Origin of the sequence: Kribbella turkmenica, assembly GCF_004348725.1 — a bacterium.
Lineage (GTDB): Bacteria > Actinomycetota > Actinomycetes > Propionibacteriales > Kribbellaceae > Kribbella > Kribbella turkmenica.
This window is the reverse complement of record NZ_SMKR01000014.1, coordinates 37,618-55,360: the sequence shown is the minus strand read 5'-3', so window position 1 is coordinate 55,360 and position 17,743 is coordinate 37,618. Positions and strand designations below refer to the sequence as shown.

At 69.7% G+C, this 17,743-nt stretch carries 11 protein-coding genes; 9 read left to right on the top strand and 2 right to left on the bottom strand.

The window, feature by feature from the left end; all coding sequences use genetic code 11:
- Positions 1 to 75: 75 nt before the first annotated feature.
- The 9 genes from E1218_RS05285 to E1218_RS05250 all read left to right on the top strand — a co-directional run bounded on the left by E1218_RS05285 (position 76) and on the right by E1218_RS05250 (position 12,530).
- Positions 76 to 2,379: a sodium-translocating pyrophosphatase gene (locus E1218_RS05285; RefSeq protein ID WP_132316808.1), complete on the top strand. Its 2,304-nt coding sequence runs from the start codon at positions 76 to 78 to the stop codon at positions 2,377 to 2,379.
- Between the two features lie 158 nt (positions 2,380 to 2,537).
- On the top strand, positions 2,538 to 3,782 hold the full coding sequence (locus E1218_RS05280) for a DUF4142 domain-containing protein (protein WP_132316806.1): 1,245 nt from the start codon (positions 2,538 to 2,540) through the stop codon (positions 3,780 to 3,782).
- A gap of 296 nt (positions 3,783 to 4,078) precedes the next feature.
- Positions 4,079 to 5,077, top strand: coding sequence for an ABC transporter ATP-binding protein (locus tag E1218_RS05275; RefSeq protein ID WP_132316804.1), 999 nt, complete (start codon positions 4,079 to 4,081; stop codon positions 5,075 to 5,077).
- 1 nt (position 5,078) lies between these two features.
- Entirely contained in the window at positions 5,079 to 5,843 is a 765-nt protein-coding gene (locus tag E1218_RS05270) for a hypothetical protein (RefSeq protein ID WP_132316802.1), read from the top strand.
- Positions 5,844 to 6,067: 224 nt separating this feature from the next.
- Positions 6,068 to 6,859, top strand: a complete 792-nt coding sequence (locus E1218_RS05265) for a DUF2785 domain-containing protein (protein WP_132316800.1) — start codon at positions 6,068 to 6,070, stop codon at positions 6,857 to 6,859.
- Between the two features lie 301 nt (positions 6,860 to 7,160).
- On the top strand, positions 7,161 to 8,465 hold the full coding sequence (locus tag E1218_RS05260; protein ID WP_132316828.1) for a cytochrome P450: 1,305 nt from the start codon (positions 7,161 to 7,163) through the stop codon (positions 8,463 to 8,465).
- Between the two features lie 445 nt (positions 8,466 to 8,910).
- Positions 8,911 to 9,192, top strand: a complete 282-nt coding sequence (locus E1218_RS37030; protein WP_267900270.1) for a DUF6247 family protein — start codon at positions 8,911 to 8,913, stop codon at positions 9,190 to 9,192.
- Between the two features lie 199 nt (positions 9,193 to 9,391).
- Entirely contained in the window at positions 9,392 to 10,948 is a 1,557-nt protein-coding gene (locus E1218_RS05255) for a GGDEF domain-containing protein (protein WP_132316798.1), read from the top strand.
- Positions 10,949 to 10,967: 19 nt separating this feature from the next.
- Positions 10,968 to 12,530, top strand: coding sequence for a GGDEF domain-containing protein (locus E1218_RS05250; protein ID WP_132316796.1), 1,563 nt, complete (start codon positions 10,968 to 10,970; stop codon positions 12,528 to 12,530).
- On the opposite strand, the gene E1218_RS05245 is transcribed toward E1218_RS05250, so the two are convergent.
- The gene (locus E1218_RS05245) at positions 12,524 to 13,966 is read right to left on the bottom strand and encodes a DUF7059 domain-containing protein (protein WP_132316794.1); all 1,443 of its coding nucleotides are present in this window, start codon (positions 13,964 to 13,966) and stop codon (positions 12,524 to 12,526) included. The genes E1218_RS05250 and E1218_RS05245 overlap by 7 nt on opposite strands.
- A 7-nt stretch (positions 13,967 to 13,973) precedes the next feature.
- On the bottom strand, positions 13,974 to 17,639 hold the full coding sequence (locus E1218_RS05240) for an NPCBM/NEW2 domain-containing protein (protein WP_165949129.1): 3,666 nt from the start codon (positions 17,637 to 17,639) through the stop codon (positions 13,974 to 13,976).
- Between the last annotated feature and the right edge of the window lie 104 nt (positions 17,640 to 17,743).

Genomic DNA, 17,743 nt, shown 5'->3' with positions numbered 1-17,743 from the left:
TCGTATTTCCCCAACCCTTCGGTTGCGGCAAACGGGGGCCGTCAGACCCGGGAGGGTTGCCTACAAGGAGGACGGATGTCCGCGCTGCTTGCACAAGCGGTGGATCTTTCGTCGAGCAACACCACCCTGGTGATCGTCGTCGGAGTGATCGCGCTCCTCGCGGTCGCCATTGCGATGGTCTTCCGGGGCCAGGTGCTTGCCGCGAACGATGGCACCGAGAACATGAAGACGATCGCCGCGGCGGTCCAGGAAGGCGCATCGGCGTACCTGAACCGGCAGTTCCGCACCCTGTCGGTCTTCGCCGTGGTCGCGTTCCTGTTGCTGTTCCTGCTGCCTGCGCACAGTGACGGCGGCAACGAGACCACGCTGAAGATCTTCCGGTCCGTCTTCTTCCTGGTCGGTGCGGGTTTCTCCGCCCTGATCGGCTACCTGGGCATGTGGCTCGCGACGCGCGCCAACGTCCGGGTCGCCGCGGCGGCCCGGGACGAAGGCCGCGACCCGGCGATGCGGGTCGCGTTCCGGACCGGCGGCACCGTCGGTATGGCGACGGTGGGCTTCGGCCTGTTCGGCGCCGCGCTCGTCGTCCTGCTGTTCAAGGGTGACGCCCCGACCGTGCTCGAGGGCTTCGGTTTCGGTGCCGCCATGCTCGCCATGTTCATGCGTGTCGGCGGCGGTATCTTCACCAAGGCCGCCGATGTCGGTGCCGACCTGGTCGGCAAGGTCGAGCAGAACATCCCCGAGGACGACCCGCGCAACGCGGCCACCATCGCCGACAACGTCGGTGACAACGTGGGAGACTGCGCCGGTATGGCGGCCGACCTGTTCGAGTCGTACGCCGTGATGCTGGTGGCATCGCTGATCCTGGGCAAGGCCGCCTTCGGCGAGCAGGGCCTGATCTTCCCGCTGATCGTGCCGGCCATCGGTGCGGTCACCGCCGTCATCGGGGTCTTCCTGACCCGCCCGCGCACCGGCGAGAACGGTCTGCGGACGATCAACCGGGCGTTCTACATCTCGGCGATCATCTCCGCGGTTCTCTGCGCCGTGGCCGCGTTCGTCTACCTGCCGAGCAGCTTCGGCGAACTGACCGGTGCGACCGACGCGATCGCCGCCCACGACGGCGACCCGCGGCTGATCGCGACCGTCTCGGTGCTCATCGGCATCGTGCTGGCCGCGGTCATCCTGGCGCTGACCGGCTACTTCACCGGCACCGAGGACAAGCCGGTCAAGGACGTCGGCAAGACCTCGCTGACCGGAGCGGCGACCGTCATCCTGTCCGGTATCTCGGTCGGTTTCGAGTCGGCCGTGTACACCGCGCTGGTGATCGCGGCCGCCGTGTACGGCGCCTTCCTGGTCGGCGGCTCGGGTGTCGTCGCACTGTTCGCGATCGCACTGGCCGGTTGTGGTCTGCTCACCACCGTCGGCGTCATCGTCGCGATGGACACCTTCGGCCCGGTCTCCGACAACGCCCAGGGCATCGCCGAGATGTCCGGTGACGTGGACGGCGAGGCGGCCCAGATCCTGACCGAGCTGGACGCCGTCGGCAACACCACCAAGGCGATCACCAAGGGCATCGCGATCGCGACCGCCGTGCTCGCCGCGACCGCGCTGTTCGGCTCCTACACGGACTCGATCTACGCGGTGCTGAACGACGCGGGCGACGCGGCGTTCAACGCGGACGCACTGGTGTTCGACCCGTCCACCCTGGTCGGCATCATCATCGGTGCCGCCGTGGTGTTCATGTTCTCCGGTCTCGCGATCAACGCCGTCGGCCGGGCCGCCGGTGCGGTCGTCTACGAGGTCCGTCGCCAGTTCCGCGACATCCCCGGGATCATGGAGGGCACCGGCAAGCCGGAGTACGGCAAGGTCGTGGACATCTGCACCCGCGACTCGCTGCGTGAGCTGGCCACCCCGGGGCTGCTCGCGATCCTGGCGCCGATCGCCGTCGGCTTCGGCCTCGGTGCCTCGGCGCTGGCCGGTTACCTGGCCGGTGCGATCGCGTCCGGCACCCTGATGGCGGTCTTCCTGGCCAACTCCGGTGGTGCCTGGGACAACGCCAAGAAGCTGGTCGAGGACGGTAACCACGGCGGCAAGGGTTCGCCCGCGCACGAGGCCACCGTCATCGGTGACACCGTCGGTGACCCGTTCAAGGACACCGCCGGGCCGGCCATCAACCCGCTGATCAAGGTGATGAACCTGGTCTCGGTGCTGATCGCCCCGGCCGTCGTCGGCATGTCGGCGATCGGCGAGGACACCAACACCCCGCTGCGGATCGGCATCGCCCTCGTGGCGGTCGCGATCCTGGTCGCGGCCGTGATCGTCTCCAAGCGCCGGGAGTCGGTCATCGCCGACACCCCGGCCGAGGTGAACGCCGCCGCCTGATCCGGGCAAGCAGCGCAACGGCCCGCCGGTCTTCCGGCGGGCCGTTCCGCGTCCTCGGGCGGCTCGCCGATGGCTGGACCCGGACAGGACGCCCATCTACTGTCGTCGTACGACGGAGGACGCTCGTGGGCCGGCGTCCGAGCGGCAGGGAGGTGACGGTGCCCCGGCGACAGGACAGAGGCTCGGTTCCTTCCTGGCGGGCGAGGACTGCCCGGATCTCCGCGCTCCTGCTGATCGTGGTCGCGGGGATGCTGGCGGTGGTCCAGCCGGCCGGCGCGACGCCGACGCAGCCGGACGTCGGCTACCTGAACGCGGCCCACCAGGCGAACCTGACGATCATCCAGGCCGGAGAGGTGGCCAAGACCAAGGGCCGGACCGCGTGCGTACGGCGCGCCGGCGCCGTGATGGAACGGGACCATCGCAAGCTGGCCGCCCAGGAGCTCGAGGCTGCCACCCAGCTCGGAGTCGGGCTGGTCACCATCCCGTCACTGGCGCAGCGGGAGAGGCTGGACGCCCTCGCCGCCAAGGCCGGGACCTCCGGGTACGACGCCGCCTGGCTGGCGTTCCAGCGGCAGGAGCACGAGGCGCTCCTGAAGTTGATCGAGGAAGAGCTGGCGAAGGGGACCGACCAGACCGTCAAGTCAGTGGCTCGGGGCGCCCAGCCGGTCGTCGAGATGCATTTGCGGATGGTGTCCGGCTCCTGCCGTGCCGAGACCGGTTCCCCGATCGTGTCCACCGGCGAGGGCGGCCAGGTCGCCGACGCCGAGCGAACCCGTTCACGGACCGCGCTGGCCTTGCTCGGCATCGGCGTACTGCTCCTGCTCGTCGGCAAGCAGGTCCGGGTACGGCGACGCCTGGTCGGGGCCGCGGCGGTCGTCGCCGCGCTGGTCATGGTGTTCGGCGGACCTGGTGACGGCGGACAGGTGCCGGAGGCGGGAGCGGCGGTATCGGACCGGGAGGCGGCGATTCCGCCGGTCCGGCTGACCCTGCCCGGGTACCTGGAGGCGCCGGTGATGCCGGTCGCGACCGCCCGGGACGGTCACCTGCAGGTGCCGAAGTCGACCGCCGACGTCGGCTGGTGGGCGGCCGGCGCGGCGCCGGGTTCGGCCGGCGGCACGGTGCTGCTGGCCGGCCACGTGGACTCGGCCCGCGGGCGCGGGGTGTTCGCCGCGCTGTCGAAGGTGCCGGTCGGGGCCAGGGTCTCGGTGAAGTCGGGGGACGGCGACGTGCACTGGTACCGCATCGTGGCTCGCCGGACCTACCGGCAGAGCGCACTGCCGGCCGATCTCTTCCGCGGTGCCGCGAGACCCCGGCTGGCGTTGGTGACCTGCACCGGTTCGTACGACCGCGCGGCGCACCGTTACAGCCACAACCTGGTGCTTTACGGCGTACCGCTGGATTGACGCTTGGTGATTTCGCGATAAACCTCAGGTGGACGTCGGCCGGTGATATCCCGAAGTACCGCCGGGCGTCGACTTTCGGCTGATGTGGCCGGTGGGGTGGATAAGGGATCGTCGGGGTGGTGGTCAGGGCTTTAACCGATGGCTGCGCGGCCCGGCCGGGCGGCAGAATCAACCCACGGGTGGACACACCGGATCCGCCCCGGGGCCGATGTTCTGGCCCGGTCAGACCTCGATACTGAATGCGACACTGACCGTCCGACGACCGACCAGCGCGCCACCGAACGAGGAGTACGGCGATGATCGAGGCACAGGGCCTCACCAAGCGATACGGCGCAACCGTTGCCGTTGACAACCTGTCTTTCGAGGTGAAACCGGGCAAGGTGACCGGCTTCCTCGGCCCGAACGGGGCCGGCAAGTCCACCACCATGCGGATGATCCTCGGCCTGGACACCCCGACCTCCGGCGACGTCCGGATCGACGGCCAGCGCTACCGCGACCTGCACCAGCCGCTGACCAAGATCGGGGCGCTGCTGGACGCGAAGTGGGTGCACCCGAACCGGTCCGCCCGGGCCCACCTGGCCTGGATGGCCGCCTCAAACAAGCTGCCGAAGTCGAGTGTGGACAAGGCGCTGGAGATGGTCGGCCTGACCTCGGTCGCGAACAAGCGCGCCGGTGCCTACTCGCTGGGCATGTCGCAGCGGCTCGGCATCGCCGGCGCCCTGCTCGGCGACCCGGAGGTCCTGCTCTTCGACGAGCCGGTCAACGGCCTCGACCCCGAGGGCATCCTCTGGATCCGGAACTTCATGCACCGGCTGGCCTCCGAGGGCAGGACCGTGCTGGTCTCCAGCCACCTGCTGTCCGAGATGGCGCAGACCGCCGAGGAACTGATCGTCATCGGCCGCGGCAAGCTGATCGCGCAGAGCTCCACGCAGGAGTTCGTCGACCGCGCCAGCGGCACCACGATCAAGGTCCGCAGCCCGCAGCTGGACCAGCTGGCCGGCGTCCTCAACCAGCAGCAGCTCGTCACCCGGATCGAGGACGTCGACAAGCAGGGCAAGGCGCTGTTCGTCGAGGGCGACCTGACCACCGACCAGATCGGTGAGGCGGCCGCCGCGCACGGCATCGTCCTGCACGAGCTGACCCTGCAGCGCGGCTCGCTGGAGCAGGCGTTCATGCAGATGACCGGCGACTCGGTCCAGTACCACGCACACGACGAGCTCGCCCACGTCGGCGACGTCCGCCTCGATGCGCCGTCGAACGTCGAGGTCGTCTCTGGTCCGAAGGAGGACAACTGACATGTCGCTGATCACCGTCGAGCGGATCAAGCTCTTCTCCACCCGGTCGCCGTGGTGGTGCATGATCATCGCGGCCGTCCTGTCCATCGGCCTGGCCGCGCTGGCGACCGGGTTCGCGACCGGCCCGGACGAGGCCCGGGTGACGCCGGCGATGACGCAGTTCGGCGTCGGCCTCGGGCAGATGGTCATCATGGTGATGGCCGCGCTCGCGGTCACCACCGAGTACCGGTTCGGCACCATCCGGACCAGCTTCCAGGCCGTCCCGCAGCGTGCGGCCCTGCTGCTGAACAAGACCGTCGTCGTGGCCACGCTGGCCGCGGTCGTCGGCCTGGCCGCCTCCTGGGGCTCCTGGGCCGTCGGCAACCTGCTGGCGCCGAGCGCCGACATGGCGATCAACACCAACGCCGAGTGGCGGCTGATGTTCGGCCAGGCGTTCGTCTACGCGCTGTCCGCGATCTTCGCGATCGCGGTCGGCATCCTGATCCGGCAGAGCGCCGGTGCGATCGCGATCCTGATCCTGTGGCCGCTGCTGGTGGAGAGCCTGCTGCCGCTGATCCCGAAGATCGGCGACGACCTGCAGAAGTGGACGCCGTTCACCAACGCGAACCAGTTCCTCAACGGCGAGCAGGACATGGGCCTGGCCGGAGCGGAGGCGGCCGGCGCGTCGACCGCGCTGTCGCCGTGGTGGGCGCTGGCGTACTTCGCCGCCTGGGGCATCGGTCTGCTGATCATCGCCCTGGCGGCCGCCAGCAAGCGCGACGCCTGACAAGTCGACCCCGGCCGAGGTTGAGGGGCCCTGGCCGGGGACGCGAGGCCCGGCCGGGCTGAGGGGTCCCGGCCGCTACGGCCCGTGGATCATCCGGGAGGACCGGGTGGACCACGGGCCGTTCCCCGTTGCCGTTCGCGGTGTCGCCGTACCCGGACCGGCTGGTTCCGGAATCGGTCGCCGGGGCTGGCGGGTCGGGCTGGAAAGCGTTTAGCCTGCCGCGCATGAACGACTGGGCGCGGGTGCGCGCCGACGACTACGCCGTCCCGACCGATCGTCCGCTGACCGATCTCGTCGCCGAGCTGTCCGGGCTGCTGCGCTCACCCGACCCGGCGGTGCGGGACACCCAGGCGTACGCCGTGCTCGCCACCTGGATCGGCCGCGGGGTCCTGTCCACGGACCAGCTCACCGCACTCGGGAACGAGATGGTCACCCGGTTCGCCGACCCGGAGATCCAGGCCCGGACCTTCGCGCCGCTGATCCTCGACTCGATCGTCTCCACCGGCGTCTTCGAGCCGACCTGGGTGCCGCCGTTCGAGCGCTGGTACGTCGCCGAGGAGGACCTGCGCGGGTACGACGGCAAGCTCGGCTGGTTGCACGCGATCGCCCACGGCGCCGACCTGCTCGGCACCTTCGGCCTGCATCCCGCGGTCGAGCCGGTGCAGATGCTGCGCCTCGGCATCGGCCGGCTGCTGACGCCCACGCCGTACGTGCTGCGCGACCTGGAGGACGACCGTCTCGGCTACGCCCTCGCTGTCACGCTGACCCGCGACGACCTGGCCGACACCGATGCGGTGGAGTGGCTCGATCCCGCCGTACGGGTGCTTGCGAGCCCGCCGGTCGACGGGTTCGCGCCCGAGGTCTCCAACACGATCCGCACGCTGCGGGCGACGTACCTGCTGATCGACCATGGGGTGCGGCTGCCCCGTGGCACGCTCGCCCGGGTCCCGTACGGCGACCAGGTCAAGGCGAAGCTGGCCGAGGTCATCCGCGTGGTCACGCCGTACTACCTCTGAGAAACCTCGGGCGCACCAGACCGCCGGTGGACCGCGCATCCGACTTTCGGGTGGGGTTTCCCTGAAGTGACCCCGAGGTACGGCGTGCCGTGATCCAGGGCACGGTACAGGTGGTATCCGGTGGAGGCGAACCCGTCCCCGTGCGATCGTCTGAGCTGGCAATACCGTGGCCCCCTCCCACGGTGGTGCCAACGCCACTACCGCAGTAGTGCCAACACCATCGGATCTGGTCTCCGGCGACGTTAGTTTTCTGCTGACAAAGCCGTCGGGGGCAGTAGGGCAGAGAGGGCGCGTGGAAGTCATGGTTGCGACATACCTGAAGAAATGGGTCGGCAGCCGGATCTTGAACAGGACCACCCGCAAGGGTGGTCTTGATCTGTCGAAGATGCGGATGTTCCCACGTCAGGTTTCGATGCCGCTCCGCCGCAACGGGGTGGACCCGGTCCCGGAACTGGGACAGGTACGCGAAGCCGAGCCGGTGCACAAACTGGCTCATCTGTTCGGACTCACCGTGTGGGTGGTCAGCGGTCACGCCGAGGCGAAGGCTGTGCTCACCGACACCACCAACTTCAGCAACGACATCCGGCCGCTTGTCGGCTCGGACCCGAACAAGCCGTCCGAGGGCATCGGCGGACTCGGCTTCACCGACCCGCCGGACCACACCCGGCTGCGCAAGCTGCTCACGCCGGAGTTCACCAAGCGCCGGCTCGCCCGGCTCGAACCGGCGATCGAGAAGATCGTCAACGACCAGCTCGACCTGATGGAGGCCAAGGGCCCGGTCGTCGACATCGTCTCCGACTTCGCCTTCAATGTGCCGTTCCTGCTGATCGCCGACCTGCTCGGCGTCGAGGAGTCCGACCGCGACCGCTTTCGGGCGCTCGGGCCGGCCCGGTTCGACCTGTCCGGCGGCGGCATCGGAGTCTTCGGGTCCGCGAGCGAGTCCCGCGACTTCCTCTTCGAGATCGTCCGCAAGCAGCGGGTCGACCCCGGCGACGGGCTGATCGGCTCGATCATCCGCGACCAGGGCGACGCGATCGACGACGTCGAGCTCGGCGGGCTCGCCGACGGCGTCTTCCTCGGCGGGTACGAGACCTCCGCGAGCATGCTCGCCCTCGGCACGCTGGTGCTGCTGCGCGACCCGTCGAACTTCGAGCGGATCCGGGAGGAGCCCGGCGCGGTCGACGTGATCGTCGAGGAACTGCTGCGCTACCTGACCGTCGTACAGGTCGCGTTCCCGCGGTTCGCGCGGCACGACCTCGAGCTGTTCGGCCAGCAGGTGAAGAAGGGCGACCTGGTCGCGGTCTCGCTGTCCGGCGCCGACCGGGACAAGCAGGTCTTCGGCCTCGACGCCGAGGACTTCTACCCCAGGCGCAACGCCCCCGCCGCCCACCTCGCCTTCGGCCACGGCATGCACCGCTGCGTCGGCGCGGAACTCGCCCGGATGGAACTGCGCGCCGCCTTCACCGCTCTCGCACACCGCTTCCCGGACCTGGCCCTCGCGGTCCGCGAGGAGCAGCTGCGCTTCCGCGACTTCTCGATCGTGTACGGCGTGGAGTCGCTCCCCGTGCAACTCCACGCCGCCACGGCCGAACAGGTCGCCGGCTGACCGGCTGACGGCCAACGGACCCCGCTTGCGCGGCGGCTGCTCCCTTGCCGCCTTCGGCGGTGCGCGGATCGGCTCGGTCCGTCGTTCGGAGGACTGCCGAGCCCAAAGAGCTGCTGTTTACCGCTTGCTAGTGCCGCGTCAGAAACGCCGTTGGCTGCAGTTCGACAGGACGTATGCGCCCACTGCCCACGACGCACGCCTGAGCAGACCAGCAATCCGGCTCGATCGCCGGACACCTCCTGTCGAACTGCAGACACCAGCCCGGATCCCCCAACCGTGGACGGCAATGGGGACTGGGGACAGCTGACCAGATGCCCCAGTCCCCATCGGGTGGCGGAGGATCGGCGCAGGCATCCACCACGCGACCACGCTCGTCAACAGTTACGGCCCCAACGTTTCCGGGTGAGGCACCAGGACGACCGACGCAGCACCTCGACATGGCGGGTTGGGAAGGTCGCGTCGCAGTACCGAGAGGACACCGGACGCACCGGCACCATGCGAGATCGCGGCCGCTGCTCACGAGCTCTGGCGTTTCCAGCACTTGCGTGAGGTTCTCCACCTCTGGCGACTGCGAGCGGTCGCGTATTCCGATCCCGGGTACGAGCAGGCAATGGAGGCGGCTCGCGAGGGACGGGACGACGATTTCATCCCGGCCGAGCAAGTGATTCCAGGCTGGTCGGACGAGCTGCCAAGCCGATCGGTGCACCGTGGGACAGCCAGCCCCTAGCTCGACGGTGGCGGCGGAGGTGCTGCGTGGCAGCGGGTGGGTGGATCACCTTCTTTTCGCTTGTTTGGGTGGCACTAGGTGGTCGGTGGCTTGTTCGGGTCGTGACAGATGTGGGGGTGGGTGGTCACAATAGGCGGTCCGGCCCGAGGTGCGGGTGTGGATCAGGGAAGGCCGCCGGCGGGGTATGGGAAGTGGCGAGATGGGGACGGGCGATGCGCTGACGGCCCGGATCGCCGCCGCGATGACGTCGGCGCAGTCGGGTGGGCATGCGACCGCGGCTGCCGAGATCGAGGCGATCCGGGCGGAGCTCGGTGGGGTGCCGAGTTACCAGTTGGCGGCGGCGGAGTACGTCCGTGGAGTGACGGCGCACCATGCCAGCGACGCGGACGAGGCGCTGAAGGCCGTGGACGACTGCATCGCGGTGGCGAAGGCGATACACGAGCCGGGGTGGGAAGCGAACGCGCTGCCGATCCGGATCATCAACCTCGCGCGCAGCGGCCGCGGCGGCGACACCGTCAAGGACCTGGTCACCGCCGAACACGCGCTGAGCCGGACCAAGGACGCCGGGCTGACCGCGTGGGCGCACACCGGCCTCGGCTACGCGTACGACGTTCTCCGACTTTATGAACTGTGCATTCCGCATTACGAGCTGGCGACCCGGCTGGACGCGGACGTGTTCGAGTTGGCCGAGTCACTGGCGATCGACCGGCTGAATCTCGCCGAGACGTACCTGCGCTGGGCGCACGAGCTCGAGCGGCTCGGTGATCCGTCGTACGATCAGGAGATCCAGGAGCGGCTGGCGGCGGCGGCGTACTGGGCGCGGGAGGCGGAGCGGGTCATCGTCGAGGACGAGAGCCAGGAGTTCTGGCGGCTGAGTGCCCGGCTGTGGCTCGCTGCCGCGGCAACGTCCGAGGATCCGGGCAAGGCGGTCACCGAGCTGACCGATTGCCGGGACGAGATCTCCAAGCTGGGCGAGACCGAGCGGCTCGCGATCGCGGGTGCCTACCTGGCCAGGGCGTTGCAGGCGCAGGGCAGGTCGGAGGAGGCACGCGCGGCGGCGGACCGGGCGGCGGACGACCTGATTCCGTTGGCGGATCCGGCCACGCACGTGCTGGTGCTGCAGACCCGGTCGGAGATCGTGGCGGCCGACGGTGGGCCGGGAGCCCTGGCAGGCGTGGATTATGCGCGGTCGGTGGCCCGCGGCTGGTGGAAGGAGCGCCAGCGGGCGCTGAACGCCGTACGGCATGCACTTGTTACGCACGATCTCTCGGCCCGGCACGACGCCGAGTGGCATGCGGCGCGACAGGATCCGCTGACCGGGGTCGGCAACCGGCGGGCGCTGGAGGAGCGACTGACCGCCGCCCGGGACTCGGGGCGCGCGGTGACCGTGCTGGCCATCGACGTGGACGACCTCAAGGCGGTGAACGACACCTACGGGCACGCCTGCGGGGACGAATTGCTGCAAATTGTGGCAAATCTCCTGGTAGAACAGGCGCGAGCGACCGATGCCGTGGTTCGATCGGGTGGCGACGAGTTCATCGTGGTGCTCGACCAGCCGGACGCGAAGGGCGGTGCGCAGCTGGCGCTGCGGATCCGGGCCGCGGTCACGGCGATCGCGGCGTCGACTCCGAAGCCGTGGCTCGGTCGGCTCGGGTTGAGCATCGGCTACGCCGCGACGGCCGAGGGCGTCGACGTGGAGCAGCTGATCGCCACGGCGGACCGCCGGTTGTACGACGACAAGCGCCGCAGGCGGTGAGGCGACAGGGGGTTGAGAGGTGCGCGACACGTCGGGGGTGACCGCACGGATCGCGGCGGCGATGACGCGGGCCCAGTCGGGCAATCCGGCCGAGGCCGCGACCGACCTGAACCGGCTGCTGGCCGAGCTGGGTCACGAGCCGAGCGCCGAGCGGGCCGCCGCCGAGTACGTGCGCGCCGTCGCGGCCCACCACGCCACCGACGCGGTCGAGGCCCTGGACGCGGTCGACGCCTGCATCCGGGCGGCCCGTGCGATCGACGAGCCCGGCTGGGAGGCGAACGCGATCGCGATCCGGATCGTCACCTTGATCCGGACCGGCGAGGGCGGTGACTCGGTCGCCGACCTGGTCGCTGCCGAGAACGCGCTGTCGCGGACGCGCGACCTGGGCCTGGCGGGCTGGGCACACACCGGCCTCGGATACGCCTACGACCTGCTCCGGCTGTACGAGCTGTGCATCCCGCACTTCGAGCTCGCGGCCGAGGGTGACCACGATCCGCTCGGCCTGCCCGAGGCCCCGGCGATCAACCGGCTCAACCTGGCCGAGTCGAACCTGCGCTGGGCGCACGAGCTCGAGCGGCTGGGCGACCCGTCGTACGACGGCGAGATCCGCGAGCGCCGGCGGGAAGCGCACCGGTGGGCGGCCGAGGCGGTCAAGGTGATCGTCCGCGACGACCTGCTCGGGTACTGGCCGATCGCCGGGCGGCTGTGGCTGGCCGCCAGCAACGACGAGGGCGACGCCGCCGAGGCCGTGGTGGTCCTCAAGGACTGCCGCGACCAGCTGGCCAAGCTCGGCGACCTGGAGCTGGCCGCGATCGGCGGCGCCTACCTGGCCAAGGCGTACGCGACACTGGGCCGGCTCGACGACGCGACCGAGGCCGCGCACCGGGCCGGGAGTGACCTGCCCCCGACCTCCGATCCGCCGGTGGAGGCACTGATCCGCCACACGGCTGTGCAGATCGTGGCGGAGTCGGGCGACGCGGGAGCCGAGACAGGCCTGCAGTACGCGCGGGCGATCACCAGGGGCTGGTGGGCCGAGCGGTTGCGCGGCCTGTACGCCGTACGGTCGGCGCTGGCCAACCACGAGCTCTCGATCCGCCACGACGCGGAGTGGCGGGCCGCCCGGGAGGATCCGCTGACCGGTGTGGGCAACCGCCGTGCGCTGGACGAGCGGATGTCGGTGGCGCACGACGCCGGCCGGTCGGTCGCGGTGATCGCCATCGACGTGGACAACCTCAAGGTGATCAACGACAGCTACGGCCATGCCTGCGGAGACGAGGTACTGCAACGGGTCGGGCAGCTGCTGACCGAGCAGTGCCGGGCCGAGGACGTGGTCGCCCGGGCCGGTGGTGACGAGTTCGTCGTCGTCCTGGACAAGCCGGACGAGCGTGGTTCGCGGGAGCTGGTCGAGCGGATCAGGCTGGCGGCGGACCGGGTCGCGGCGACCGCGGCGGAGCCGTGGTTCGCGATGCTGCGGCTGAGCATCGGCCAGGCGAGCAGCACCGACGGTACGCCGGTCGACGACCTGCTCACCGAGGCGGACCGGCGCATGTACGCCGACAAACGCCGACGCCGGCCTCAGTAGTTCAGGAAGCCTTCTACGACAAGGCGTCTGACCTGCGGGAGGTAGTCCCGGAGCACGTCCGCCAGCGGCCGCTCCAGCAGGTCGGCGAGGGCTCCGAGGATCTGACCGACGCTCAAGTCGCCGTCACACGCACCGACGAAGCCGGCCAGCACCGTGTCCGCCTGCTCCGCCCGCCGCATCCCGCGCTGCTGCCGGAGGACGATCGTCGCCGGGTCCTCGGCGCCCGGCGGCCCGCTGGTCTCCTGGATGACGTCGTCGGCGACCACGAGGTGCAGCCCGGTCAGGTCGTCCGGTAAACCCTCCGTCCGTTCGAACCGCCGCAGTACGTGCGGACCGATCGGTCGCTCGATCTCGTACGGCCACTCCTCGGCCGCGAGCGTCCCGGGCACGTTGTGCAGGGTGATCCAGCCCATCCCGATCGTCTCGACACCCTGGTCGTCCAGCCAGCGCAGCCAAGCGTCGTACCGCGAGCTGTACTCCGTGGACCCGTGTAAACCGGCGTCCCGCAACCACAGCTCGACGTACTCCGACGGGTCGAGCTGCTCGCGCTGCACTGCCCACGCGGACCGGTCACCCATCCATCCGGCGAGCCGGTCGCGCCAGTCCTCACCGCGGACGCACGTCCAGTTCGCAAGCAGTTGACACCAGCCGCCCTCGGTCAGGTGGTCCGGCGCCTGACGCACCAGTTGCTCGACCACAGAGTCACCGGCGAACCCGGTCTCCCGGTACGTCAGCCGCCCGTCCCCGGGCGAGATCACGTACGGCGGATTGCTCACGATCAGGTCGAATCGCTCACCACGGACCGGCTCGAACAGACTGCCGGAGCGGACGTCGAGGTCCGCCCGGTTCAGCGCGGCCGTCCACCGGGCCAGCTGGAGCGCCCGCGGGTTCACGTCGGTGGCCACGACCTGGTTGACCCGGTCGGCCAGGTGCAGCGACTGGATGCCGCACCCGGTGCCGATGTCCAGGGCTCGCTCGGCCTTGATCGGCACGGTCAGCTGGATGAGGCTCAGACTGGCCGGCGCAATCCCAAGCACGTAGTCGGACCGCATCGGCTCGCGCCGCCCGTCCAGCCCCGGGGTGAGGTCCGCGACCACCCACCACTCCCGGTCGTCCTCGGCGAACGGCCGGATGTCGAGCACCGCCCGGGCTTCGCCGCCCTCGACCACAACGATGCCCAGGGCAACCAAGTCCGGCTCCGGAACGGCGGCTCGCAGCTGGAACTCCGGTACGGCGTGCTGCAGCAGGAACAACCGGATGAACGTGTCCAGCGCGTCGCCGGACCCGGTCCGCCGGCCCGCCAGAGTCGTCTCGTTGCGGGCCAGCGCACCGTTGGCCTGGGCACCCAGCCGGTCGGCCACACCGTCGACCGTGTAGCCGGCGGCGGTGAACGCCTGCCGGAGCGCGTCCACCTCGGTGCCCGTGAGTTCGGTCATGCAGCCATTATGGGTTGCAGCTCACCTTCGCCTCCGCCCAGTCGCCGTGATCGCTGGTGATGCCGTCACCGCCGTCGGTGACCTGCAGGGTCAGCGTCTGGCCGCCCGAGACGTCCACCGAGACGTTCGCGGTCGGCGACGTACCGGTGAGCAGGTCCGAGGTGTACTTCGCGACCCCGTCGACCAGGACCTTGAAGCTGACCTTGCCGCGATCGTCCATCTCGTCGTCCACGCCGACCTTCGCGGTGAAGGTGCTGCAGTTCCCGCCGATCCGGACGCTGACCACCGACGGCGCGTGGGTCCCCAGACCCTTCGCGTACCGCACCCCGTCGAGCGTGATCGGGTTGCCGTCGGCGGCGCCGTCCTCACCATTGCTGCGATCCCGCTCGACCGGGCCCCAGCCGTTGGTCGAGTCGAGGAACTCCAGGTCGCTCACCCAGGTGTCGCCGGTGGGTGCCGGCGGCAACGGCTTGTCCGCGATGGTGGCCGCGAAGAACCCCAGACCGCCGCCCGGCAGCTTGATCGCCTTGACCGTCTTGCCCGGATCCAGCGGTACGGCGGTGTAGAAGACCCGGTAGTCGGTCGTCGTGTTGCTCAACCCCGCCGGCGTGTAACGACCCTTCACCGACACCGCCACCTTCGCGCCGCCGGTCGTCGGGTCCTGGCAACACCAGTTCGGCAGCTGGAACGTGCCCTGGGACTCCGAGCCGTCGGTGTAGATGATCGTCACCGCTCCCCGAGCGTTCAGGCTGGCGCCGGCGCCCAGCAGGGCGAGGTGCGAGCCGCTGCCGGAGACCAGGATCGGCGCCGGCTGGTTCTTCACCAGGTTGGGCGTCCCCGGCGCACCGGAAGGCCAGGTGAACTGCGCGTCCTGCACGGTCACCGTCGCACCCGGCGTGTATCCGGCCGCGGCCAGCGCCTCACCGTTGAAGCTGTTGCCTGATCCGTCGAAGTTGCCGTGGGCGTAACTCGAGGCGTCGCTGATCCCGACCACGGTGGCCGCCTGCGACAACGAGGCGTAGGGCAACTGCGCCGTGGCCGCGGCGCCGGCACCATAAATCTTGCCTTCGGCAACATAGTCGGCCTTCAGCTGCAGCGTGAACGACGCGGGCTCGACGTCGGCGCCCGGCGTGACCTGCAGCGTGGTCGTCACGGACTCGCCACGGCCGACCTGCGGGAACACCTGCTGTCCGGTGACCGTCCAGCCGTCGGGGACCTGCAGGTCGAGGTTCACGTTGCGCATCGTGGTCCGGCTGTCGTTGCGGAAGGTGGCGGTCACCTCGGTGGCCTGACCGGGCGCGTTCCACAGCGACGGAGTGGACAGTTCCGCGGCGCCGAAGGTGTTCGCGACATCCGGTCCACCGACGGAGGAGGTGCCGAGGAGCCGGACGACGGCCGAACGCCCGGTGGAGATCGGCGAGGTCTTCACCCGCACCACCCCGTCGTCGTAACTCCAGTCGTTCACCTTCCGGCCGTCCACGAGGACGACCAGTGGCTTGGTGCCGGTGTGCACGGTCAACTCGTACGGTCGAGCGGCCGGCTTACCGGCGTACGAGCCGACGCTCGCACCGATCGTCACGGTAATGTTCCCGCGGCCCTGCGTGGGCGCGTCGACCGTGAAGAGCTGCTGGGCCGAGCTCTGCGACCTGGTCACCCGATCGTCCTCGAACAGGCTGAACGAGGACTCGCCCTGCGGGTAGATGTCGAGGGTGAGCGGGTCACCGAAGGCCTGCTCGGCAGCGCGGTTGATGCCTTCCTTCCACATCGGCACGACGGCGCCCGCCTTCACGAACAGCGGCAGCGTGTCCAGCGGGGCGTGGTAGCCGTTGACCGTGGCCGGGCCCTGGTAGACGCGGCCGGTCCAGTAGTCGACCCAGTTGCCCTCGGGCAGGTAGATGCCGTTCTTCACCTCGTCGGCACCCCACATCGGCGCGACCAGGAACTCCTTGCCGGCCAGGAACTCGTACTTCGTGCTGTCGTCCCACGTCTTCGGGTCGTCCGGGTACTCCAGCACCAGCGACCGGTTCAGCGGAGCCCCGGTCCGGTGGGCCTCGGCGGCGTACGTGTAGAAGTACGGCAGCAGGCGCTCACGCAGCTTGAGGTACTTGCGGTTGATCGAGGTGTACGGGTCGCCGTACGCCCACGGCTGCTTGAACGCCGGGGTGGCCCAGCCGGACATGGTCATGAACGCCGGGTTGAACACCTTCCACTGCATGTCCCGCACGTAGCTCGTGGGCGAGCCGCCGAAGATGCCGTCGACGTCACCGGCGGTGTAGGCGATACCGGAGTTGCCGGAGCCATGGATCGCCGGGACCTGCCACCTGATCGCGTCCAGCGAGCCGCTGTGGTCACCCGTCCACTGCACCGCGCACCGCTGCGCACCGGCCCAGCCCTCCACCATCCAGGCGAAGCCGCGGGCGTTGCTGTACTCCTCTATGCCGTCGTGTGCGGTGTCGCAGGCACTGAGCGCGTGCCGGTAGCCCGGGCCGACCCAGGCGACGTCCAGCTTGCGGACCCGGACCCCGGCCTCGCCGACCTCGGCCGGCTGCCGGTCCAGGGACGACTGCGTCCACAGGCCCATCTCGATGTTGCGCTGCCGGAGCTCGTCACCGGTCTGCTTGAGTGCCGGGATGTCGCGCTTGCCCCACCAGGTCCCCTCGACCTGCTCGAACTCGGTGTTGTCGGAGTACCCGCAGCCGTAGTCGTCGTTGACCAGCATCCAGCCGCCGGGCATGTCCTCGTCCTCGAACCGCTGGGCGATCTTCACCGCATCCAGGGTGGTGACCTTCTCCGGGTGCACCTTCCAGTCGTTGCTCGGGTCCGGGTCCTTCGCGTAGTGACCGCGGTTGTAACAGTCGGAGTCGCCGTACTCGAGACCGTAGATCGGTGGCATGAACGGCCGGCCGGTGAGCTCGGTGTAGCGGTCGAGCGAGGTCTTGAGGTCGCCGACGAAGTAGTACGCGTCGAAGCGCTTCTCGTCGTGCCTGGTGACGACCGGTTCGGTGAAGCTGTAGTTGCCGGGGCTGAACGTGTTCCGCAGTACGCCGTACCCCGCGGTGCTCATGTAGTACGGCGAGGCGTTCGGGTTGCCGCCGTCCTCCCAGTTGAAGTCGCGGGAGATCCTGATGGTCTGGTCGCGGTGCGAGAACCGGCCGTTCTGCATGCCGCCGCCGAAGAACTGCTCGCTCGGCCCGCGGCCCAGCGACTGGGTGGTGGCGGTGTCGTTCCACGCCAGCGGCGCACTCTCCGCCCAGACGAGCTGACCGTCGCTCCGGTACACGCTGAACGTCAGCGGCTTCTTCTGCGCCCGGACCTCGATCTTCCCGGTCGTCAGCGAGTAGTAGCTGCCGCGGTCCCGCCAGGACGTGCGCGGTGTGCCGTAGTCGGTCTTGACCACGATGTTCGACGCGGGTGCGGCCGGGTCGGCCGGCGGGGTGTTGGCGGGATCCGTGAAGTTGCCGTCCGGTGCCAGCCAGAGCCGGAACACGTCGTCCTTCAGGAAGGCCACCCGCACCTTCGCCTCACCGGCGCTGAGGGTGTACGCCGCCTTGTCGGCGGAGAACCCGGTGACGTCACCGAGCGTGGTGTCGGCGGCGGGCTGGGCCTGTGCCTGAGCGCTCATGGCACCCAGCGCGCCGCCGATCAACGCTAGAACGGTGACTGAACGTTTCATGCGGACAAAGATGCTCACGAGTGCCTCACTTCACGCATCAATGAACAAGAATGCGCTCATTGAACCGCACGGGCGTCGGCTTGTCATCAGGTCGGCCGTCACCA